The organism is Methylobacterium oryzihabitans (genome assembly GCF_004004555.2).
Lineage (GTDB): Bacteria > Pseudomonadota > Alphaproteobacteria > Rhizobiales > Beijerinckiaceae > Methylobacterium > Methylobacterium oryzihabitans.
Genome location: NZ_SACP01000015.1, coordinates 129,537 through 148,809, shown reverse-complemented (window position 1 = coordinate 148,809; position 19,273 = coordinate 129,537). Strand labels below are relative to the sequence as shown.

At 70.9% G+C, this 19,273-nt stretch carries 20 protein-coding genes; 5 read left to right on the top strand and 15 right to left on the bottom strand.

Annotation, left to right across the window (positions count from 1 at the left end; genetic code table 11):
• Nucleotides 1-85: 85 nt before the first annotated feature.
• Nucleotides 86-283 carry a Flp family type IVb pilin gene (locus tag EOE48_RS16495; RefSeq protein WP_127731048.1) on the top strand — a complete coding sequence of 66 codons (198 nt, stop codon included), beginning with the start codon at nucleotides 86-88 and terminating at the stop codon, nucleotides 281-283.
• Between the two features lie 5 nt (nucleotides 284-288).
• On the opposite strand, the gene EOE48_RS16490 is transcribed toward EOE48_RS16495, so the two are convergent.
• A complete protein-coding gene (locus EOE48_RS16490; protein ID WP_127731046.1) occupies nucleotides 289-1,161 on the bottom strand; it encodes a LysR substrate-binding domain-containing protein in 873 nt (290 codons plus the stop codon).
• A gap of 141 nt (nucleotides 1,162-1,302) precedes the next feature.
• On the opposite strand from EOE48_RS16490, the gene EOE48_RS16485 reads away from it, so the two are divergent.
• The gene (locus tag EOE48_RS16485; protein ID WP_127731044.1) at nucleotides 1,303-1,617 is read left to right on the top strand and encodes a DUF1127 domain-containing protein; all 315 of its coding nucleotides are present in this window, start codon (nucleotides 1,303-1,305) and stop codon (nucleotides 1,615-1,617) included.
• Here the strand turns inward: EOE48_RS16485 and EOE48_RS16480 are convergent.
• The 10 genes from EOE48_RS16480 to coxB all read right to left on the bottom strand — a co-directional run bounded on the left by EOE48_RS16480 (nucleotide 1,611) and on the right by coxB (nucleotide 11,769).
• Nucleotides 1,611-3,041 (bottom strand): MATE family efflux transporter, encoded by a 1,431-nt coding sequence (locus EOE48_RS16480; protein WP_127731042.1) that lies wholly within the window; start codon nucleotides 3,039-3,041, stop codon nucleotides 1,611-1,613. The two genes, EOE48_RS16485 and EOE48_RS16480, sit on opposite strands and share 7 nt — an antisense overlap.
• The gene (locus EOE48_RS16475) at nucleotides 3,034-4,938 is read right to left on the bottom strand and encodes a monovalent cation:proton antiporter-2 (CPA2) family protein (protein ID WP_127731040.1); all 1,905 of its coding nucleotides are present in this window, start codon (nucleotides 4,936-4,938) and stop codon (nucleotides 3,034-3,036) included. The genes EOE48_RS16480 and EOE48_RS16475 overlap by 8 nt, the downstream gene beginning before the upstream one ends.
• A 45-nt stretch (nucleotides 4,939-4,983) precedes the next feature.
• Nucleotides 4,984-5,775 carry an SURF1 family protein gene (locus EOE48_RS16470; protein ID WP_127731038.1) on the bottom strand — a complete coding sequence of 264 codons (792 nt, stop codon included), beginning with the start codon at nucleotides 5,773-5,775 and terminating at the stop codon, nucleotides 4,984-4,986.
• Nucleotides 5,772-6,140: a DUF983 domain-containing protein gene (locus EOE48_RS16465; protein ID WP_127731036.1), complete on the bottom strand. Its 369-nt coding sequence runs from the start codon at nucleotides 6,138-6,140 to the stop codon at nucleotides 5,772-5,774. The genes EOE48_RS16470 and EOE48_RS16465 overlap by 4 nt, the downstream gene beginning before the upstream one ends.
• A gap of 236 nt (nucleotides 6,141-6,376) precedes the next feature.
• A complete protein-coding gene (locus EOE48_RS16460) occupies nucleotides 6,377-7,228 on the bottom strand; it encodes a cytochrome c oxidase subunit 3 (protein ID WP_127731034.1) in 852 nt (283 codons plus the stop codon).
• A 140-nt stretch (nucleotides 7,229-7,368) separates the two neighbouring features.
• The gene (locus tag EOE48_RS16455) at nucleotides 7,369-7,971 is read right to left on the bottom strand and encodes a cytochrome c oxidase assembly protein (protein ID WP_127731032.1); all 603 of its coding nucleotides are present in this window, start codon (nucleotides 7,969-7,971) and stop codon (nucleotides 7,369-7,371) included.
• Nucleotides 7,972-7,979: 8 nt separating this feature from the next.
• Nucleotides 7,980-8,132, bottom strand: coding sequence for a hypothetical protein (locus EOE48_RS29245; RefSeq protein WP_187371440.1), 153 nt, complete (start codon nucleotides 8,130-8,132; stop codon nucleotides 7,980-7,982).
• Between the two features lie 7 nt (nucleotides 8,133-8,139).
• Nucleotides 8,140-9,087, bottom strand: a complete 948-nt coding sequence (locus EOE48_RS16450) for a heme o synthase (protein ID WP_127731030.1) — start codon at nucleotides 9,085-9,087, stop codon at nucleotides 8,140-8,142.
• An 87-nt stretch (nucleotides 9,088-9,174) separates the two neighbouring features.
• A complete protein-coding gene (ctaD, locus tag EOE48_RS16445; protein ID WP_127731028.1) occupies nucleotides 9,175-10,803 on the bottom strand; it encodes a cytochrome c oxidase subunit I in 1,629 nt (542 codons plus the stop codon).
• 93 nt (nucleotides 10,804-10,896) lie between these two features.
• Nucleotides 10,897-11,769: a cytochrome c oxidase subunit II gene (gene coxB / locus EOE48_RS16440; protein ID WP_187371439.1), complete on the bottom strand. Its 873-nt coding sequence runs from the start codon at nucleotides 11,767-11,769 to the stop codon at nucleotides 10,897-10,899.
• A 421-nt stretch (nucleotides 11,770-12,190) separates the two neighbouring features.
• Between coxB and EOE48_RS16435 the strand changes: the two genes are divergently transcribed.
• Nucleotides 12,191-13,099 (top strand): LysR family transcriptional regulator, encoded by a 909-nt coding sequence (locus EOE48_RS16435; RefSeq protein WP_127731024.1) that lies wholly within the window; start codon nucleotides 12,191-12,193, stop codon nucleotides 13,097-13,099.
• 260 nt (nucleotides 13,100-13,359) lie between these two features.
• On the opposite strand, the gene EOE48_RS16430 is transcribed toward EOE48_RS16435, so the two are convergent.
• Genes EOE48_RS16430 through EOE48_RS29240 form a run of 3 tightly spaced genes read right to left on the bottom strand, consistent with a single transcriptional unit; the run spans nucleotide 13,360 to nucleotide 15,193 of the window.
• The gene (locus EOE48_RS16430; RefSeq protein ID WP_127731022.1) at nucleotides 13,360-14,226 is read right to left on the bottom strand and encodes a metal ABC transporter permease; all 867 of its coding nucleotides are present in this window, start codon (nucleotides 14,224-14,226) and stop codon (nucleotides 13,360-13,362) included.
• On the bottom strand, nucleotides 14,223-15,050 hold the full coding sequence (gene aztA / locus EOE48_RS16425) for a zinc ABC transporter ATP-binding protein AztA (RefSeq protein ID WP_127731020.1): 828 nt from the start codon (nucleotides 15,048-15,050) through the stop codon (nucleotides 14,223-14,225). Before aztA ends, EOE48_RS16430 begins: the two co-directional genes overlap by 4 nt.
• Nucleotides 15,047-15,193, bottom strand: coding sequence for a hypothetical protein (locus EOE48_RS29240; protein ID WP_187371438.1), 147 nt, complete (start codon nucleotides 15,191-15,193; stop codon nucleotides 15,047-15,049). Before EOE48_RS29240 ends, aztA begins: the two co-directional genes overlap by 4 nt.
• A 155-nt stretch (nucleotides 15,194-15,348) precedes the next feature.
• On the opposite strand from EOE48_RS29240, the gene EOE48_RS16420 reads away from it, so the two are divergent.
• Nucleotides 15,349-15,861 (top strand): Fur family transcriptional regulator, encoded by a 513-nt coding sequence (locus tag EOE48_RS16420; RefSeq protein ID WP_127731018.1) that lies wholly within the window; start codon nucleotides 15,349-15,351, stop codon nucleotides 15,859-15,861.
• A 17-nt stretch (nucleotides 15,862-15,878) separates the two neighbouring features.
• On the opposite strand, the gene EOE48_RS16415 is transcribed toward EOE48_RS16420, so the two are convergent.
• Nucleotides 15,879-17,504, bottom strand: coding sequence for an ABC transporter substrate-binding protein (locus tag EOE48_RS16415; protein WP_127731016.1), 1,626 nt, complete (start codon nucleotides 17,502-17,504; stop codon nucleotides 15,879-15,881).
• Nucleotides 17,505-17,708: 204 nt separating this feature from the next.
• Between EOE48_RS16415 and ahcY the strand changes: the two genes are divergently transcribed.
• The gene (gene ahcY / locus EOE48_RS16410) at nucleotides 17,709-19,115 is read left to right on the top strand and encodes an adenosylhomocysteinase (protein WP_127731014.1); all 1,407 of its coding nucleotides are present in this window, start codon (nucleotides 17,709-17,711) and stop codon (nucleotides 19,113-19,115) included.
• The last annotated feature ends 158 nt before the right edge of the window (nucleotides 19,116-19,273 follow it).

Sequence of the window (19,273 nt, the reverse complement as noted above, 5' to 3'; positions counted from 1 at the left end):
CCTATCGAATCAATCCCCATCCCCGGCTTAACGGTCGATGAGGAGCTGACGACTTACAAAAGGCCTCCACCCGGAGGACCGCGACATGCCCTGGACGGGCCCGACATCGGACCGGCTGCACCGATTCCTCGCCGACCGGGCGGGAGCCACCGCGGTCGAGTACGCCCTCGTCGTCGCCCTCGTCTTCCTGGCGGCCTCGGTCGGCATGGCGGCCTACGGCGACGCCGCGGCTAGGCTCTACACCGAACTGTCGGCCAAGGTGGTGAGCGCCCTCAGGTCCTGACCGGCCTACTCCGCCGCGACCCGGAGATTGTCGAGCGACTGGCGGATCTGCGCCGCCAGGGCGTCGGCGGTCGGGTTGGGGTCGCGGCTGCGGTGGCGCATCAGCCCGATCCGGCAGCCCGGCAACGGCGGGAAGCCGTCCGCCGGGCCGAGCAGGCGCATGCCGGGCTTCAGGGCGCTCTCGGGCAGGACCGAGACCGCGAGGCCCGCCAGCACCACCGCGCCGACCGCGGTCGAACTCCAGCTCACGAACAGGATCCGGCTCGGCCGTCCGACCTGCTCCAGCGACGCGAGGGCGCGCATGCGCCAGCGGCAGTTCGGTCGCCCGAGGGCGAGGGGCACCGTCGCCTCGGCGTGGATCCGGTGCCGGTTCGACCCCACCCACAGCAGGGCCTCGCCGCGCACCGTCTCGACCGCGCCGGCCTGCTCGGCCTCGGTGACGATGGCGAGGTCGAGGTCGCCGGCGGCGATGCGGCCGGCGAGCACGTCGCTCGGCTCGCACACCACCGTAACCTCGGCCCGGGGATGGGTGCGGGCGAAGCGGCCGAGGATCTCCGGCAGGTAGCGCTCGGCGTAGTCGTCGGGCAGGCCGAGGCGCACCCGGCCCGCGAGGTCGCCCTCGTCGAAGGCGGCGAGGCATTCGGCGTGCAGCCGCACGATCCGCCGGGCGTAGTCGAGCAGGCGCTCGCCGTCGTCGGTCAGCCGGGTGAGCCGGCCGGCGCGGCAGAACACCTCGCGCCCGACCCGCTCCTCCAGCCGCTTCATCTGCATCGACACCGCCGACTGGGTCTTGTTGACCGCCTCGGCCGCGCGGGTGAACGAGCCGGTATCGGCGATCGCCACCAGGGTACGGAGCTGGTCGAGGTCGAGGGGATGCATGGCCGGGTCGTCCCATCACTTCCGGTGAAGTGACACATCTCAACCATTCGCTCAACGGATCGATCGGGATGCCGTAGGAGGAGGTCGCGCGGAGCTCTGCCGTAAGGAGAATCCGGCCCTGGGCTCGCGCCGGAGATGACGATGACGTTCGGTTTCGCTCCCCTCGGTGTCCTGTCCCTCGCGTTCGGTGCGGCTCGCGCCGTACTGCGCACGGCGACCCGGGTCGCGGTGCTGTGGAACCGCCGTCAAGCCATTCACCGCATCGCCGAGTTCGACGACCGCATGCTGAAAGACATCGGCCTGTCGCGCAGCGACGTGTCGGGCGCCCTCGACGTGCCGTGGCGCCACGACCCGACCGAGCACCTCGTCGACCGGCGGACGTCGCGGCGTCACCCGGGCCGGAGCCTGCGGGTGGTCGGGCACGGCGAGGGACGCTCCCGCGACTGGGCCTACTGACCGGTCAGCGCGGGCCGGACCTCTCCGTGGCCGACCGGTGACGGGGCGTAGCCGGCGGCCGGATCGGCCGCCGGCGTGCCGGTCTGTGCGCCGGCCGCGGCCCGTTCCAGGCGGGCGATGAGGCGGAGCGCCGCCGCGAAGGCGGCCGTGCCGAAGATCAGCGATCCGAAGGCGACGCCGGCCACCGCGCCCTCCGGGCCGCCGAGTTGCGCCCCGGCCCAGGCGAACGGCATCGTGCCGAGGGTCGTGCGGCCCCAGTTGAAGCCGGTCGAGAGCAGCGGCGCGTCGAGGTTGTTGAACGCCGCGTTGGCGACGAACAGCAGACCGTTGAAGAACCACGCGGCGGCGCCGACGAGGCAGAAGAAGGCCAGGAGGTCGGCCCCGGCCCCCTCCAGGTGGAACAGCCGCGCGATCGCGTGCCGGCCGAGGGCGAGCGCGGCCCACACCACCAGCATGTAGAGGCCGGTGACGAGGGCGGCGTCGCGCAGGGTGCGGCGCATCCGGTCGAAGCGGCCGGCGCCCCAGTTCTGGCCGAGGATCGGCCCGACCGCCCCCGACAGGGCGAACAGCCCGCCGAACGCCACCGGGACCAGCCGGTCGATCACGGCGTTGCCGGCCACCGCCGCCGTGCCGTAGCGGGCGACGACGTGGGCCAGGAAGGCGTTCGCCACCGGCGGCGCGAGGTTGGTCAGCACCGCCGGCAGGGCGATGCGCAGAACCGGGCGGGCATCCTCGCGCAACGCCGCCCAGGTCGGCCGCGCCACCATCCGGTGGACGCTCACCGCCCCGTGCCAGCCGACCGCCGCGAAGGCGAGGCGCGAGGCCGCCGCGGCGAGCGCCGCCCCCTCGACGCCGAGCCCGAGGCCGAAGATCAGCAGCGGGTCGAGCACGGCCGTCACCGCCGCCCCCGCCAGGGTGACGGACATCGCCCGGCGCGCGTCGCCCACTGCCCGCAGCACCCCCGAGCAGCCGAGACCGAGCGCCATCGCGACGTTGGCCGGCAGCGCGATCCACAGGAAGCGCGCGGCGGCGGGCGCGCTCTCGGGGCCGGACCCGATCAGGGCGAGGAGGGGATCGAGACCGGCCAGCAGCACCACGACGGAGAGCCCGCCGGCGAGGCCGGAGATCACCAGCGACGAGGCCGCGATCCGCCGCGCCCCCGCGACGTCGCCCTGGCCGAGCGCGCGCGAGACCAGGGCGCCGACCGCGATCATCGTGCCGATGGTGATCGAGACCGCGAAGACCTGGACGATGGTGGCGAAGCCGACCGCGGCGGTGAGGCGCGGGTCGCCGAGCCACGACACGTAGAGCAGCGACAGGAAGTCGACGAGGAACACCGCCATCAGGCCGACCGAACCGGTCGCCGCCATCACGACGACGTGGCGCAGGATCGGGCCTTCGACGAAGCGGGCGGGTTCAGGCATCCTGCGGCGCCGTCGCGGCCTCGGCGAGCACCGGTTCCGGCTCGGCGTGGCGGTCGCGCTCGCGGGCGATGATGTCCTCGGTCTCGGCGTTGAGCGCCTGCGACGACCCCTTCGGGACGGTGAGCGGCTCGGGCTTGATCGTGTAGGCGCTGCGGAGCGAATCGGCCCGCAGGGCGGGGTCGGAGGCCTGCTGCAGCACGAGGCGGGCGACGTCGCGCTTGCGCACGTCGTCGGCCAGCGCCGCGGCCTCGGCGGCGGGCACGCCAAGGCCTTCGAGCGCGGCGCGGCCGAAGGCGAGGGCGGATTCGAACGTCTCACGGATCTGGTAGTCGACGTCGCGGTTGCGCGCCTCGATCGCCTGCACCCGGTCGTAGACACGCACGTAGGTGCGGGTCGACGGGAACTCGGCATGGACGAGGTCGACCACCTTGAGGGTCGCCTCGGAATCGTCGATGGCGATGCAGACGATGTCGGCCCGCCCGGCGCCGGCCGCCCGCAGCACGTCGAGGCGGGTGCCGTCGCCGTAATAGACCCGGAAGCCGAACCGGGTCGCGCTGCGGATCTGCTCGACGTCCTTGTCGATCACCGTGACGCTCAGGCCCCGGGCGAGCAGGATCTGGGTCAGGATCTGGCCGAAGCGGCCGAACCCGACCACCAGCACCCGCGCCTCGGCGTTCTCCGGCCCCTCGAAGGAGGCGTCCGGCTCCTGGTCCGGAACGGCGCGCCGGGCGAGCGCGCCCTCGATCGCCTTGGCGGCGATGGGGCCGACGACCATGGTCAGGGCTGCCAGCGCCAGGGCGAAGCGGCCGGCCTCGCCGTCGACGAGGCCGAGCGCCGACCCGACCGGCAGCAGCACGAAGGCGAACTCGCCGGCCGGGGCCAGCACCGCCGAGCCCCGCACCGCGTCGAGCCAGGGCGAGCCGAACAGCCGGAACAGCCCGGCGACGAGGGCGGTCTTGAGCACGATCGTCGCGACGGTCGCCCCGAGCAGGGCGAGCCAGTGCTCGCGCACCAGCCCGAGGTCGATCGACATGCCGACGCTCATGAAGAACAGGCCGAGCAGCATGCCGCGGAACGGCTCGATGTCGGCCTCGAGCTGGTGGCGGAAGTTCGATTCGGCGAGCAGCAGCCCGGCGAGGAAGGCGCCCATCGCCATCGACAGGCCGACCTGCTCCATCAGCATCGCGGTGCCAAGCACGACGAGCAGCGCGGCCGCGGTCATCACCTCGCGGGCGCCGCTGGCGGCGAGCAGGCGGAAGAACGGATTGAGGCCGTAGCGCCCGACCGCGACCGCGGCGAGCACCGCCGCGACCGCGACTCCGGCCGATTGCAGCGCGTCGCCGAGATGCGCCTCGCCGCCCGGTCCGTTGGAGGCGGCGAGCGGCAGCAGGGCGAGGATGCCGACGATCGAGAGGTCCTGGAACAGCAGCACCGCGAAGGCGCGCTGGCCGTAGGGCGAGGACAGGTCCCGGCGCTCGCCCAGCAATTGCAGGGCGACCGCGGTCGCCGACTGCGCCAGGGCGAGGCCGACGACCACGGCGGCCGGGACCGACAGGCCGAACAGCAGGCCGATCCCGCCGAGCACCGCCGCGCACAGGGCGAACTGGAGCGTGCCGAGGCCGAGGATGTCCCGGCGCATCGAGATGAGGTGCGAGACCTCGAGTTCGAGCCCGACGATGAACAGCAGCAGCACCACCCCGAGTTCCGAGACGCCGCGGGTGGTCTCGGCCTCCGGGATCAGGGTGAGGCCGAACGGCCCGATCACGACGCCCGCCGCGAGATAGCCGAGCACCGCGCTCTGCCCGAGCAGGCGGAACACCGGCACGCCGATCACCGCCGCCGACAGGAAGGTGAGGACCGGCGGCAGGAAGCTCGTGTGGTCGGCGGCGCTGGCCATCGGCGCGGGCTCCCGGGTCGGGGTGGGGGGGCGGCCCTGTTTAGCTCAGGGGATGCCGGCCGTCTCGCTCCGAACGGGGTCCGGGCGGGCGCCGTCGTACAGCCGCCGCCACGCGAAGGCGCCGAACACCCCGACGAGGCAGAGGGCGAGGCCGAACCACGTGAAGGCGTATTGCAGGTGGTTGTTGGGCAGGTCGACCCGGAGCTGGCCGCCCTTCGGCCAGCCCCCCGGATTGGGGGTCGCGTCGGCCTCGATGAGGTAGGGCGCGACCCGCTCGAAGCCCTTGGCGGCGGCGATGCCGGCGACGTCGCGGTTGAACCACTCCCCGGTCTGCGGGTTCGGCGCCGGCACGAACATCGCGCGGGCCTCGCTCGCCCGCAGCATGCCGGTGACGGTGACCGGACCCTCGACCTGACCGGCGGCGCGGTCGCGGGGGTTCTTGAGTTCCGTCGGCACGAAGCCGCGGTTGACCAGCACGATCCCGCCGCCGTCGCGCTGGAGCGGCGTGACGACGTAGTAGCCCTGGAGCGCGCGGCCCGGCACCTCGCCGGGGGCGAGGCCGTGGACGAGGGTCTCGCGGTCGTTGAGCAGCCGGCCGGTGACCCGGACCCGGTCGAATTCCTGCGCGGCGGGATCCCACGCCTCCGGGGAGGGGAGCGGCAGCGGCGGCTCGACCCGCGAACGGGCGACGATCTGGGCGATCAGCCCCTGCTTCCAGGCCATGCGCTGCAACTGCCAGGTGCCGAGACCCACGAGGATCGCGAGGCAGACCAGGGTGGCCAGGAAGGGGGCGAGGAGATCGCGCAGGGCGGCGCGACGACCGGAGTCGGCGGTCACGACCGCAGGCGCCCCTGCTCGGCCTTGTTGGCGTATTGCAGGGCGGCCATCAGGCCCTTGAGCGGGCGGACCAGGATGAGGCTCAGCACGATCGAGAGGGGTGCCCACAGGGCGGCGTGCAGCCACATCGGCGGCTCGTAGGTGAACTCGACCCACATCGCCAGCGCCACCACGACGATGCCGACGATCGACATCACGAAGAAGGCCGGGCCGTCGGCCGAGTCGATGAAGCGGAAGTCAAGGCCGCAGACCTCGCAGGACGGCCGGAAGCTGAGGAAGCCCTTGAACAGGTGTCCCTCGCCGCAGCGCGGGCAGCGCCCGCGCAGGCCGACCGCCGGCGACGGTGTCGAGTGGGAATGCGCCACGGGAGAACTCCTGGAGACTGGCCGCCTGAGCAGGTTTCGTGAAAGTGGCTACCGCTTCCGCCAGCGAAACCTGCGACAAGGCAACGAACCGAGCGGACGGAGCGTCGGCCTGCCGACGCAGCTCCGCTCAGCGCCGATATGGGGCCGCCCGCCACCCCGCACCATGAAAAAGGGCGGCTCGCGCCGCCCTCGTGTCGCTTCGCCGCGCGGGGGAGCCCGCGGCTCCCCGGTCGGACTCAGTGCGCGGAGTGGCCGGCACCCCAGACGTAGATCGCGGCGAACAGGAACAGCCACACCACGTCGACGAAGTGCCAGTACCAGGCGGCGAACTCGAAGCCGAGGTGCTGGCGGGTCGACATCTGGCCGATATAGACCCGGTACAGGCAGACCGCGAGGAAGATCGTGCCGATGAGGACGTGGGCGCCGTGGAAGCCGGTCGCCATGAAGAACGTCGCCGAGTAGATGCTGCCCGAGAAGCCGAAATGGGCGTGGCCGTACTCGTAGGCCTGGACGCAGGAGAACAGCGCGCCGAGCGCGATGGTCAGCCACAGGCCGTACTTCAGCCCCTTGCGGTCGCCGTTGAGCAGGGCGTGGTGGGCCCAGGTGACGGTGGTGCCGGAGGTGAGCAGGATCAGGGTGTTGAGCAGCGGCAGGTGCCAGGGGTCGAACGCCTCGACGCCCTTGGGCGGCCACATCCCGCCGGTGAACTCGACCCGCGACGCCTGGATCGGGTCGGCGGTGTAGAGCGCGGCCTCGAAATAGGCCCAGAACCACGCGACGAAGAACATCACCTCGGAGGCGATGAACATCATCATGCCGTAGCGGTGGTGGAGCTGCACCACGCGGGTGTGGTCGCCGGTCTCGGCCTCGTGGACGACGTCGCGCCACCAGCTCAGCATCGTGTAGAGGATGCCGATGACTCCGGCGAAGAACAGGTACGGCCCGATCGCGAGGCCGGCCAGCGTCAGGCTCTTCATCCAGAACACCGCGCCGGTGGTCGTGATGAAGCCGCTGAAGGAGCCGAGGAGGGGCCAGGGACTCGGATTGACGAGGTGGTAGTCGTGGTGCTTCGCGTGCGCCTCGGCCATCGATGGGTCTCCTGCCTCTTCCTTCCGGACCGGCTGCGTGCCCCGCGCCGGTTCCTGTCTGATCCCGGACCGGCCCGGCGGGCGGTCGTTACGGTGACGCTTTAATGCCCGCCTCGACGGCTTGTCACGCGGGCATGCGTTCAATTCGCGCGGGTTGTCCCCGCCGGCGTCGCGAGCGCGGCCGTGGGCTGGCCGTTCTTCGAGGCGAAGTAGCTGTAGGACAGGGTCATCTCGCTGTAGGCGGCGGTGTTCGGGTCGGTCCGTGCCGCGGGCTCGATGTAGAACACCACGGGAAAGTCCATCGTCTCGCCGGGCTGCAGCGTCTGCTCGTTGAAGCAGAAGCACTGGATCTTGACGAAGAAGCCGCCCATCAGCGCCGGCTGGACGTTGAACGCCGCGATGCCGGTGGTCGGCACCGTGGCGGTGTTGGTGACGCGGAAGAACACCGTCTGGGTCTCGCCGAGGCGGGCTTCGACGCGGGGCGTCTCGGCGACGAAGCGCCAGGGCAGGCCGGCCTGGACGTTGGTGTCGAAATGGACCGTCATGCGCGCGTCGCTCGCCGGTCCGGTCGGGGCGGAGCCGACGAGCGGCGTGCCGTCGTAGCCGGTCGCCTTGCAGAACAGGTTGTAGAGCGGGACGAAGGCGAAGGAGAGCCCGACCATGAAGGCCACGAGACCGAGGCAGGCAAGCAGCGTCGTGCGCGCCTGCCGGGCCGGGTTCGGGCGAGGGGCTTGAGCTGGCATGGCGTCCGTCAGAGCGGTCGGTTGAGGACCTGGGGGCCGAGCTTGGCGATGGTGAGCACGTAGAAGATCAACACGAGGGCGGCGAGCACCAGCGCGATGGCGACGGAGCGCTTGCGGCGGCGGCGGGCTTCCTCGGGCGTGAGTTGGGTGGGCAGCGTCATCCGGTCATCAGCCGAGAACGGGCCGGAACAGCCCGAGACCCTGCTCCGCCAGGAGGGCGGAGAAGAGCAGGAACAGGTAGAGGATCGAGAACGCGAACAGGCTCATCGCGGCCTTGTTGGCGGTCTCGCCGTCGCGGCGGCGGTAGACCTCGACGCTGAGCGCCAGCATCGCCAGGCCGCCGACGAGGGCGACGCCGCCGTAGATCATGCCGCCGAAGCCGAGGACGACCGGGGCGAGGCCGAGCGGCGCCAGCAGCGCCGTGTAGGCGACGATCTGGCGGCGGGTCGAATCCGGGCCGGCGACGTTCGGCATCATCGGGATGCCGGCGCGGGCGTACTCGCCGGCCTTGACCAGGGCGAGCGCCCAGAAATGCGGCGGCGTCCAGATGAAGATGATGAGGAACAGGATCGTGCCCTCGATCCCGACCGAGCCGGTGACGACGGCCTGCCCGATCATCGGCGGCAGGGCGCCGGCGGCGCCGCCGATCACGATGTTCTGCGCCGTCGCGCGCTTCAGCCACATCGAGTAGATCACGGCGTAGAACACGATCGTGAAGGCGAGCAGCCCGGCGGCGAGCCAGTTGGCCGCGAGCCCGAGCACCAGCACCGAGAACACCGACAGCGTCAGGCCGAAGGCCAGCGCCTCGCCGGGCTGGATCCGGCCGGCGGGGATCGGGCGGGTGCGGGTGCGGGTCATCACCGCGTCGACGTCGGCGTCCCACCACATGTTGAGGCAGCCCGACGCGCCGGCGCCGACCGCGATCATCAGCAGCGACACCGTCGCGATCACCGGGTTCACGTGGCTGTGCGACACGGTCATGCCGACCAGCGCGGTGAAGATCACCAGCGCCATCACACGCGGCTTGAGCAGCGCGAAAAAGTCCGCGACCTCGCCCGGCGAGACGGCGGGGGCGAAGGTCGGTGCGGGGGAGGCGGTGTTCGTCAGGCTGGTCATGGCCGTCGCGGTCCGTTGCGGGTCCGTCTGGACGTGTGAGGGGGCGGGCGGGGCGCCGCCCCGGAGGGCGGCCCCGCGCATCCTGCGTCAGTGGGCGTGCGACGGCTCGTCGACGATCACCGGCAGGGTCTCGTACTGGTGGAAGGGCGGCGGGGAGGACAGGGTCCATTCCAGCGTCGTCGCGCCCTCGCCCCACGGATTGTCCGCGGCGCGCTCCTTGGAGCGGAAGGCGAGCACGATGCCGATGACGAACACCACCATGCCCAGCGCGAAGATGTGCCCGCCCATCGTGGCGACCCAGTGCCAGCCGGCGAACGCCTCCGGGTAGTCGGCGTAGCGGCGCGGCATGCCGGCCAGCCCGAGGAAGTGCATCGGGAAGAACAGCACGTTGGCGCCGATGAAGGCGAGCCAGAAGTGCAGCTTGCCGGCCCATTCCGGGATGATCCGGCCGGTCATCTTCGGGAACCAGTAGTAGACGCCGGCGAAGATGATGAACACCGCGCCGAGCGACAGCACGTAGTGGAAGTGCGCGACGACGTAGTAGGTGTCGTGCAGGTAGCGGTCGACGGCGGCGTTGGCCAGGATCACGCCGGTGACGCCACCGACGGTGAACAGGAACACGAAGCCGACGGCCCAGTGCATCGCGGCGGTGAAGCGGATCGAGCCGCCCCACATCGTGGCGATCCAGGAGAAGATCTTCACGCCGGTGGGGACCGCGATCACCATGGTGGCGAACACGAAGTAGGACTGGGTCTGCAGCGACAGGCCGACCGTGTACATGTGGTGGGCCCACACCACGAAGCCGACGACGCCGATCGCGACCATCGCGTAGGCCATCGCGAGGTAGCCGAAGACCGGCTTCTTCGAGAAGGTGGCGATGATGTGCGAGACGATGCCGAAGGCCGGCAGGATCATGATGTAGACTTCGGGGTGGCCGAAGAACCAGAACAGGTGCTGGTACAGGATCGGGTCGCCGCCGCCGGCCGGGTCGAAGAACGTCGTGCCGAAGTTGCGGTCGGTGAGCAGCATCGTGATCGCGCCGGCGAGCACCGGGAGCGACAGCAGCAGCAGGAACGCGGTGACGAGCATCGACCACGCGAACAGCGGCATCTTGTGCAGGGTCATGCCCGGCGCGCGCATGTTCAGGATCGTGGTGATGAAGTTGATGGCGCCGAGGATCGAGCCGGCGCCCGACAGGTGCAGGGCGAAGATCGCGAAGTCGACGGCCGGGCCGGGATGGCCGGCGGTGGAGAGCGGCGGGTAGACGGTCCAGCCGGTGCCGGCGCCGACCGCGCCCGGGGCGCCCTCGACGAAGAGCGAGCAGACGAGGCTGAAGAAGCCCGCGACCGTCAGCCAGAACGAGATGTTGTTCATGCGCGGGAACGCCATGTCGGGCGCCCCGATCATCAGCGGCACGAACCAGTTGCCGAAGCCGCCGATCAGCGCCGGCATCACCATGAAGAACACCATGATGAGGCCGTGTCCGGTCACGAACACGTTGTAGGTCTGCGGGTTGGAGAAGTACTGGAGCCCGGGGGCCTCCATCTCCATGCGGATGCCGAACGACAGGAACGCGCCGACGATGCCGGCCGAGAACGCGAACAGCAGGTAGAGCGTGCCGATGTCCTTGTGGTTCGTCGAATTGAACCAGCGCTGGAAGAACGGCGGCACGTGCTCGTGGGCCTCGTCGTGCCCGTGGGTGGTGGCGACTGCCATGGAATGAGACCTCTTCGAGGTATGTCGCGGTCGTCTCTCAGGGACGGGCCCGGGCGGCCTGCGCCGCGGGCCCGGAACGGTCGGTGGGGCCGGTCAGCGGGCCGAGGCGAAGCGGGCGCCGTCGCCGGTCGCGGCGAACTTGGTCTTGGCCTCGGCGGTCCAGGCCTGGAACGCGGCGTCGCTCACCACCCGCACGGTGATCGGCATGTAGGCGTGGCGCTGGCCGCACAACTCGGAGCACTGGCCGTGATAGACGCCCTCGCGGTCGGCCTTGAACCAGAACTGGTTGAGGCGGCCGGGGATCGCGTCGATCTTGAAGCCGAACGACGGCAGCGCCCAGGAATGCATCACGTCGGCGGCGGTGACCTGGATCTTCACGATCTTGTTCACCGGCACGACCATTTCGTTGTCGGTGGCGAGCAGCTTCGGCTGGCCCGACTTCACCTGGTCCTCGCCCTCGATGAGGTTGGCGTCGAACTTGAAGCCGCCGACATCCTGCGGATACTCGTAGGACCAGTACCAGGCGTGGCCGATGACCTTGACCATCAGGTCGGCCTTCGGGTCGGAGAGCTGCGCCCGCAGCACCCGGAACGACGGGATCGCGATCGCCACCAGGATCAGCACCGGGACGATCGTCCAGGCCACTTCCAGCATCGTGTTGTGGGTGGTGCGCGACGGCGTCGGCTGGGCGCGTTCGTTGAACTTGACGATGACCGCGATCAGGAGCCCGAGCACGAACAGGACGACGGCGCCCATGATCCAGTTCAGGAGGTGGTGGAAGTTGTAGATCTCCCGCGCCACCTCGGTGACCGGCTGCTGCAGGTCCATCTGCCACGGCACCGGCTGGCCGACGCCGGCCGCGCCGGCAACGGTCGCGCTGCCGAGGACGGCGGCGAGCGCCAGACCCGCGGCGGGCCACCGGAACGATCGGGCCGACGGCCCGTGCTGCGCCCTCGCCATCCCCATATGCCCTCGTAGCTCCCTCGTGCTTCGGCCGCACCCGGCGCCTCGTCGCTGGCGCCGTCCGGTGTCACCGGGCGGTTCGGCCCGGTCCGGTCCCGTGGACCGCCGACCGTGTCCGACACCTCATCGGTCGGCGTCTCAAGACCACAACGGGCCTTGCAGCGCAACGGCGATGGCGTCGCATCCGTCGAGCTTGTGCGTTGATAGCTCTCGGACATTCGTCCGGACTTACGGCGATTCCAAGCGGCGGCGCCCGTCCCGCCGCGCCGGGGCACCCGGCCACCGTCACGGAACCGTTTTGATTCTCCTCCGCTTTTCGGTCCCGCGCATGGCAGCTTTGCCCGACAGCGGCTAGACTCGCCGAGCCCCGCGCCGGGCGCCCGGACAGGGCCGCCCGGCCCGTTCCCTTCGGCCGAATGTCGCGATGATCGAGCGCCTCGAATTCATCCTCGCCCTCGCCCGCGAGCAGCATTTCGGCCGTGCGGCGCTCGCCTGCGGGGTGTCGCAGCAGACGCTCTCGGCGGGGGTCAAGCAGCTCGAGGAGCGCCTCGGCGTGCTGCTGGTGCAGCGCGGCTCGCGCTTCCAGGGCTTCACGCCGGAGGGCGAGCGGGTGCTCGACTGGGCGCGGCGGATCGTCGGCGACGCCCGCGCCATGCGCCAGGAGGTGGCGGCGCTCAAGCGCGGCCTGTCGGGGATGCTGCGGATGGCCGCGGTGCCGACCGCGACCCCGATGGTGGCCGCACTCACCACGCCGTTCCGGGCCCGCCACCCGGCGGTGCGGTTCACGGTGCAATCCTCGACCTCGCACGAGATCGGCCGCCAGATCGCCAATCTCGAACTCGATGCCGGGCTGACCTATCTCGGCAACGAGCCGCTCGGGCGCGTGACGACGCTGCCGCTCTACCGCGAGCATTACCGCCTGCTCACCGCCGCCGACGGGATCTACGGCGGGCGCCAGAGCGTGACCTGGGCCGAGGTCGGCCGCATCCCGCTCTGCCTGCTCACCCCCGACATGCAGAACCGCCGCATCATCGACCGGCAGTTGCGGGCGGCCGGCGGCGAGCCGGCGCCGCTGCTGGAATCGAACTCGATGATCGTCCTCGTCACCCATGTCCGCACGGCGAAGTGGGCGAGCATCATGCCGGCGGTGCTGGCCGAGACGTTCAAGCTGTCGGAGCGGGTGCGCTCGGTGCCGATCACCGAGCCGGACGTCGCCCACACGATCGGCCTCGTGGTGCCCGAACGCGACCCGATGACGCCGCTCGTCGCCGCCTTCCTGTCCGAGGCGCGGGCGATCGCGCCGGATCTCGCCGCGAGCATCGCGGCTTTGTAAGAGCCTGTTTGAGCGATGGTCAATCGTATTGACCGCGCGAGGCTCCCCTTTCCCGGACGACTGAAGCGATAGCGGAAGGAGATCCGGGATCCAGACGTCGGATGTGCCGCGAAGCGGCTCCGTGTGCTGGCACTGTCGCTGCATATGGACGCTTCGCGACTTGTTGTGCTGGATCCCGGATCTCCTTTCACTGCGTTCCAGTCGTCCGGGAAAGGGGAGCTTTTTCTTTAGATCGAGAGTCAAATAGGCTCTAATAAGTGTCAAGCTTCGAGGTGACGTCCCGGCCGCAGCCGCCACAGCAGGCCGCCGCGGGGGCCGAGCACCATCGAGGCGAGGTAGAGCCCGCCGGCGGTGAGCACGATCGCCGGGCCGGTCGGCAGGTCGGCGTAGTACGAGATCAAGAGCCCGGCGAAACTGGCGGCGAGGCCGGCGACGATCGCCGCCGGGATCAGACCGCCGAGGTCGGCGGCCCAGAACCGGGCGGTGACCGCCGGCAGCAGCATCAGCCCGACCGCCAGTAGGGTGCCGAGCGCGGCGAAGCCGCCGACGAGGTTCAGCACCACGAGGCCGAGGAAGCCGAGATGGACCGGGGCGCTCGCCCGGCTGACCGAGCGCAGAAAGAGCGGGTCGACGCATTCGAGCACCAGAGGCCGGAACGCCACCGCCAGCCCGGCGAGCGTCACGGTGGCGATGCCGCCGAGCAGCCACAGGGCGTCGTCGTCCAGCGCCAGCACGGTGCCGAACAGGATGTGCAGGAGGTCGATCGACGACCCCTTGAGCGAGATCAGCATCACGCCGGCGGCGAGCGAGATGAGGTAGAACGCCGCGAGGCTGGCATCCTCGCGCAGCACCGTCGAGCGGGCGACGAGGCCCGACAGCAGCGCCACGGCCAGCCCTGCGGCGAGGCCGCCCAGCGTCATCGCCGGCAGCGACAGGCCGGCGACCAGGAACCCGACCGCCGCGCCGGGCAGGATCGCGTGGCTCATCGCCTCGCTCATCAGGCTCATGCGGCGCAGGGTGAGGAACAGGCCGACCGGCGGCGCGCTCACCGACAGGGCGACGCAGCCGGCGAGCGCCCGGCGCATGAACGAGAATTCGACGAACGGCGCCGTCAGCAGGTCGATCACGCGGCGTGCCCGTGATGGTGATGGTCGTGGTGGTCGTGCGCCGGGGCGGCGTGGCCGTGCGGCGTCCCGGCCTCGGCCCGGCAGACCGGCGCCGAATCGTCCCAGGCCTCGCACAGGTTGCGGGCCCGGCGCAGGTTCGGCGCGGTCAGCACCGAGGCCGTGTCGCCCCAGGCGACCGCCTCGCGGGCGAGGAGCAGCGTGGTGGGGAAGTGCCGGCGCACCTGTTCGAGGTCGTGCAGCACCGCCACCACCGTGCGGCCCTCGCCGTGCCAGCGCCGGACGAGGGCGAGAAGGTCGTCGGTGGTGCGGGCGTCGATCGCCGCGAACGGCTCGTCGAGCAGGATCACCCGCGCGTCCTGGAGCAGGAGCCGGGCGAACAGCACCCGCTGCAACTGGCCGCCCGACAGCGTGCCGATCGGCCGGCGCTCGAAGCCGCCGAGGCCGACCGCGTCGAGGGCCGCCGCCACCGCGCCGTCGTCGCCGCGGATCCGCCGCCACAGGCCGACGCGGCGCCACAGCCCCATCGCCACGAGGTCGTAGACCGCGACCGGGAAGGCGCGGTCGATCTCGGCCGCCTGCGGCAGATAGGCGATGTCGCCGTGCCTCAGCCCCGGATGCAGCACCCGGCCGTCGAGGGGCGCGATCTCGCCCATGATGCCCTTGAGCAGGGTCGACTTGCCGGCGCCGTTCGGCCCGACCACGGCGAGCAGCGCGCCGGCCGGAACCGTGCCGTCGAGGTGGTGCACGGCGGGATGGCGGGCGTAGCCGAGGGTCAGCCCGTCGAAGGCGAGGCCGTGGGCCTCCGCGGCGCGGGCCGGGCTCATGCGAGCGCCCACCCGATCACGCCCCACACCGCCGCCGCCAGCAGGGCCGCGAGCCCGAGGCGCGTGCCGACGCCGAGGCGCAGCAGCGAGAGCGGCGGCGGAACCGCGCTCCGGCGCTCGGGAGCCGCGGGGTCGAGGGGCATCGGGTGTCCTTACGATGTTCGGCGGGCGCGGCTCATTGGCGGATGCCCGGCCCGACCTCATTTGCTAGAACGGCCGGAATCCCGTTTCCGGGACGGCCCTGTTACACTGTAACAGACCACGAGAGTCAACCGCGTTCCGATCGGGGAGGCAGAGGATGCACGGACACCCGAGCCCGTCCGATGGAACCGGTCCGGCGGACGCCCACGATCACGCCTGCGGCGGCGAGGACCTGCTCGCCCGGGCCGAGCGGATCTGCCGCGAGCGCGGCCTGCACTACACCGACCTGCGCCGGCGCACCCTCGAGGCGGTCGCCGGGGAAGGGCGGGCGCTCGGCGCCTACGATATCGCCGAGCGGCTGAGCGTTCCGGGCCGCCGGGTCGCCGCGGTCTCGGTCTACCGCGCCCTCGACTTCCTGACCGAGAACGGCCTCGTCCACCGCATCGCCAGCCGCAACGCCTTCGTGCCGTGCGGCCACGGCCATGGCGGCGGCGAGAGCACCGTCTTCCTGATCTGCCGCACCTGCGGCACCGTCGGCGAGACGGTGTCGCGCGACATCCAGCGCGGCCTCGACTCCACCCTCGCCTCGGCCGGCTTCAAGCCGGTGAGCCACATCGTCGAGGTCGAGGGCGAGTGCGGCGCCTGCCAGGGGCGGGGCGGGACGGAGTAGGGGGCGGCGCCCCTCCCTCACGCCAGGGTCGTGAGATCCTGGAACCAGTGCTGCGCCTGGGTGTAGCCCTTCACCCTCGCCGACAGGGCGTGCGGGTTGGTGTCGTGGACGACCCAGACCTGGACCGCGTCGTCGACCACGATCTCGTGCACCCGCGCGAGCAGGCGGTCCTGCTCGGCGGGGTCGAAGCTCGCGGCGATGCGGTCGCACAGCGCGTCGACCTCGGGATTGGCATAGTGGCTCCAGTTCACCCCGGTCGGGGCGACCTGCTTGCCGCTGTAGAACCGCAGGATCGCGTAGACCGGGTCGGAGGTGACGTAGGCGATGTTGCTGCCGGTGACGCCCTTGAGGCTCGGATCGGTCGCGCCCTGGCGCCACGCGGTGTAGGCGACCTCCAGCTCGACCGGACGGAACTCGATCGCGAGGCCGATCTCGGCCCAGCTCTGCTGGACGAACTCGTTGATCGGCAGCGACAGCATCTGGCCCGAGCCGCCGGTCGGGATGATGAAGGTCGTGCGCAGCGGGTTCTGGGGCGAGTAGCCGGCCTCGCGCACCAGCCGGCGCGCCTCCTCGACGTCGGTGCGGATCCGGAACGCCGGCTTGCCGAACCACGGGCTCGACGGCTGGACCTGCCCGACCGCGGGGGTGGCGAGCCCGCCCATCAGCTCGACCACCGCGTCGCGGTCGATGGCGAGGTTGGCCGCCTTGCGCAGGCGCAGGTCGCGCCACGGGCTGCCCTCGATCATCGACAGGTGGTAGTTCCAGACGTGCGGCGTGTCGTTTCCGACCATCCGCATCCCGGCCGACTTGAGCCGCGGCACCGAGTCGGGCGCCGGCGTCTCGATCAGGTCGACGGAGCCGCTCAGCAGCGCGTTCGCCCGGGCGAGGGGATCGGGGATGCAGGCGAGCGTCAGCTTGGCGAGCTTCGGCCGCCGCTTGGGATCCCAGTAGCCCTCGTTGGGCAGAAGCTCGAGCCGCACCCGCGGCACGAGCTGGCCGATCCGGTATGGCCCGGTGCCGGAGGGCTGGAACGCCACCTTGTTCCAGTCGCGCCCGAGGGCCTCGTACTGCGCCGGCGAGCCGATCAGGAACCACAGCATCTGGTAGGGAAACAGCGCGTCGACCGCCTTGGTGGTGACCTGCACGGTCATCGGGTCGAGCTTGCGGTAGGAGGCGACCGAGGGCAGGCGCGGGCGCACCTGCGACGCCTGCCGCTGGTCGTAGTGCGGTGCCTGCTGGTTGAGCACCTTGTCGAAGTTCCAGATCACCGCGTCGGCGTCGAACGCCGAGCCGTCGTGGAACTTGACCCCCTCGCGCAGGCGGAAGATCCAGTTGCGGCGGTCGGCCGGGTCGCTCTCCCACGCGGTGGCGAGACCGGGAATCAGCCTGCCCGGGCGGTCGGCGACGTCCAGTTCCCAGGCGACCAGCGGGTCGTAGAGCGTCAGGCCGGTGAACTGGTAGCCGCCGGCGCCGCGGTCGGGCTGGCCGGTGGTGAGCGGCAGGTCGAACATCGAGATGCCGTAGGTCAGCATCGGCCCGGCGCCCTGGGCGCGGGCGGGGCCGGACCCGGGCACCGTACCGGCGGCCGCGAGGGCCGAGGCGCCGGCGACGAACTGCCGGCGCGAGAGAAAGGCGTGACTCATGACGACCCTGAAGGCAGCGCCCGCCGCGGTCCCCTGACCGCGGACGGCTGACGCGGATGACCTCTGCAAGGCGCGTGCGAGGCAGGCGGCAGGGCTGCCAGGACCGCCGCCCGGAACTCGTATAAAGACATCTTTATGTCTTGATTGCTTCCCGCCGGGCGGGCTGCTATACGCCGCCGCGAACGGAGCAACAGGAGCCGCCGGATGCCCGCTGCACAGGACTACATCGTCAAGGACATCGCGCTCGCCGATTTCGGCCGCAAGGAGATCGCGATCGCCGAGACCGAGATGCCCGGCCTCATGGCCGTGCGCGAGGAATATGCCGCGAGCCAGCCCCTCAAGGGCGCCAAGATCGCCGGCTCGCTGCACATGACGATCCAGACCGCGGTGCTGATCGAGACGCTGAAGGCGCTCGGGGCCGACATCCGCTGGGTGTCGTGCAACATCTACTCGACCCAGGACCACGCCGCCGCCGCGATCGCGGCCGCCGGCATCCCGGTCTTCGCCATCAAGGGCGAGACCCTGAAGGATTACTGGGACTACACCGCCAAGCTGTTCGAGTGGCACGACGGCGGCATGCCGAACATGATCCTCGACGACGGCGGCGACGCCACGATGTTCGTGCATCTCGGCCTGCGCGCCGAGCGCGGCGATACCGCCTTCCTCGACCAGCCGGGCTCGGAGGAGGAGGAAATCTTCTTCGCGCTGCTCAAGCGGATGCTGGCCGAGAAGCCGAAGGGCTGGTTCGCCGGCCTCGCCGAGTCGATCAAGGGCGTGTCCGAGGAGACCACCACCGGCGTGCACCGCCTGTACCTGCTCGCCAAGGAGGGCAAGCTCCTCTTCCCGGCGATCAACGTCAACGACGCGGTCACGAAGTCGAAGTTCGACAACCTCTACGGCTGCCGCGAGTCGCTGGTCGACGGCATCCGCCGCGGCACCGACGTGATGATGGCCGGCAAGGTCGCGATGGTCGCGGGCTTCGGCGACGTCGGCAAGGGCTCGGCCGCCTCCCTGCGCAACGCCGGCTGCCGCGTCCTGGTGTCGGAGATCGACCCGATCTGCGCGCTCCAGGCCGCGATGGAGGGCTACGAGGTCACGACCATGGAGGACGCCGCCCCGCGCGCCGACATCTTCGTCACCGCGACCGGCAACAAGGACGTCATCACCCTCGATCACATGCGGGCGATGAAGGACCGGGCCATCGTCTGCAACATCGGCCACTTCGACAACGAGATCCAGGTCGCGGGCCTCAAGAACCTGAAGTGGCAGAACATCAAGCCGCAGGTTGACGAGATCGAGTTCGCCGACGGCCACCGCATCATCCTCCTGTCGGAGGGCCGGCTGGTCAATCTCGGCAACGCGATGGGGCACCCGTCCTTCGTGATGTCGGCGTCCTTCACCAACCAGACCCTGGCCCAGATCGAACTCTGGACCAACCCGGGCAAGTACGAGAAGAACGTCTTCACCCTGCCGAAGGCCCTCGACGAGAAGGTCGCGGCGCTGCATCTCGAGAAGATCGGCGTCAAGCTGACCAAGCTGCGCGACGACCAAGCCTCCTATATCGGAGTATCGGCCGCCGGCCCGTTCAAGCCCGATCACTATCGCTACTGATGTCGTGCCGGCTCCGCGCCGGCCGGATCTGAGAAAACAGCGAGCCCGGCCGCGAGGCCGGGCTCGCTGCGTTCCGGGCATTGTGACGCAGAACAAGGTTCCGACTTTGTTCTGTCTCAGGTGTGGCATTTCTGTGCCCAGCCTCCGGCACCGCACGC

Coding starts and splice junctions, on each gene's coding strand:
- EOE48_RS16480 (WP_127731042.1), bottom strand. CDS start 3,041: ATGCCTGAACCCGCCCGCTTCGTCGAAGGCCCGATCCTGCGCCACGTC.
- ahcY (WP_127731014.1), top strand. CDS start 17,709: ATGCCCGCTGCACAGGACTACATCGTCAAGGACATCGCGCTCGCCGAT.
- EOE48_RS16485 (WP_127731044.1), top strand. CDS start 1,303: ATGACGTTCGGTTTCGCTCCCCTCGGTGTCCTGTCCCTCGCGTTCGGT.
- EOE48_RS29240 (WP_187371438.1), bottom strand. CDS start 15,193: ATGCCCCTCGACCCCGCGGCTCCCGAGCGCCGGAGCGCGGTTCCGCCG.
- ctaD (WP_127731028.1), bottom strand. CDS start 10,803: ATGGCAGTCGCCACCACCCACGGGCACGACGAGGCCCACGAGCACGTG.
- aztA (WP_127731020.1), bottom strand. CDS start 15,050: ATGAGCCCGGCCCGCGCCGCGGAGGCCCACGGCCTCGCCTTCGACGGG.
- EOE48_RS16450 (WP_127731030.1), bottom strand. CDS start 9,087: ATGACCAGCCTGACGAACACCGCCTCCCCCGCACCGACCTTCGCCCCC.
- EOE48_RS29245 (WP_187371440.1), bottom strand. CDS start 8,132: ATGACGCTGCCCACCCAACTCACGCCCGAGGAAGCCCGCCGCCGCCGC.
- EOE48_RS16435 (WP_127731024.1), top strand. CDS start 12,191: ATGATCGAGCGCCTCGAATTCATCCTCGCCCTCGCCCGCGAGCAGCAT.
- EOE48_RS16475 (WP_127731040.1), bottom strand. CDS start 4,938: ATGGCCAGCGCCGCCGACCACACGAGCTTCCTGCCGCCGGTCCTCACC.
- EOE48_RS16415 (WP_127731016.1), bottom strand. CDS start 17,504: ATGAGTCACGCCTTTCTCTCGCGCCGGCAGTTCGTCGCCGGCGCCTCG.
- EOE48_RS16455 (WP_127731032.1), bottom strand. CDS start 7,971: ATGCCAGCTCAAGCCCCTCGCCCGAACCCGGCCCGGCAGGCGCGCACG.
- EOE48_RS16495 (WP_127731048.1), top strand. CDS start 86: ATGCCCTGGACGGGCCCGACATCGGACCGGCTGCACCGATTCCTCGCC.
- EOE48_RS16420 (WP_127731018.1), top strand. CDS start 15,349: ATGCACGGACACCCGAGCCCGTCCGATGGAACCGGTCCGGCGGACGCC.
- EOE48_RS16460 (WP_127731034.1), bottom strand. CDS start 7,228: ATGGCCGAGGCGCACGCGAAGCACCACGACTACCACCTCGTCAATCCG.
- EOE48_RS16490 (WP_127731046.1), bottom strand. CDS start 1,161: ATGCATCCCCTCGACCTCGACCAGCTCCGTACCCTGGTGGCGATCGCC.
- coxB (WP_187371439.1), bottom strand. CDS start 11,769: ATGGGGATGGCGAGGGCGCAGCACGGGCCGTCGGCCCGATCGTTCCGG.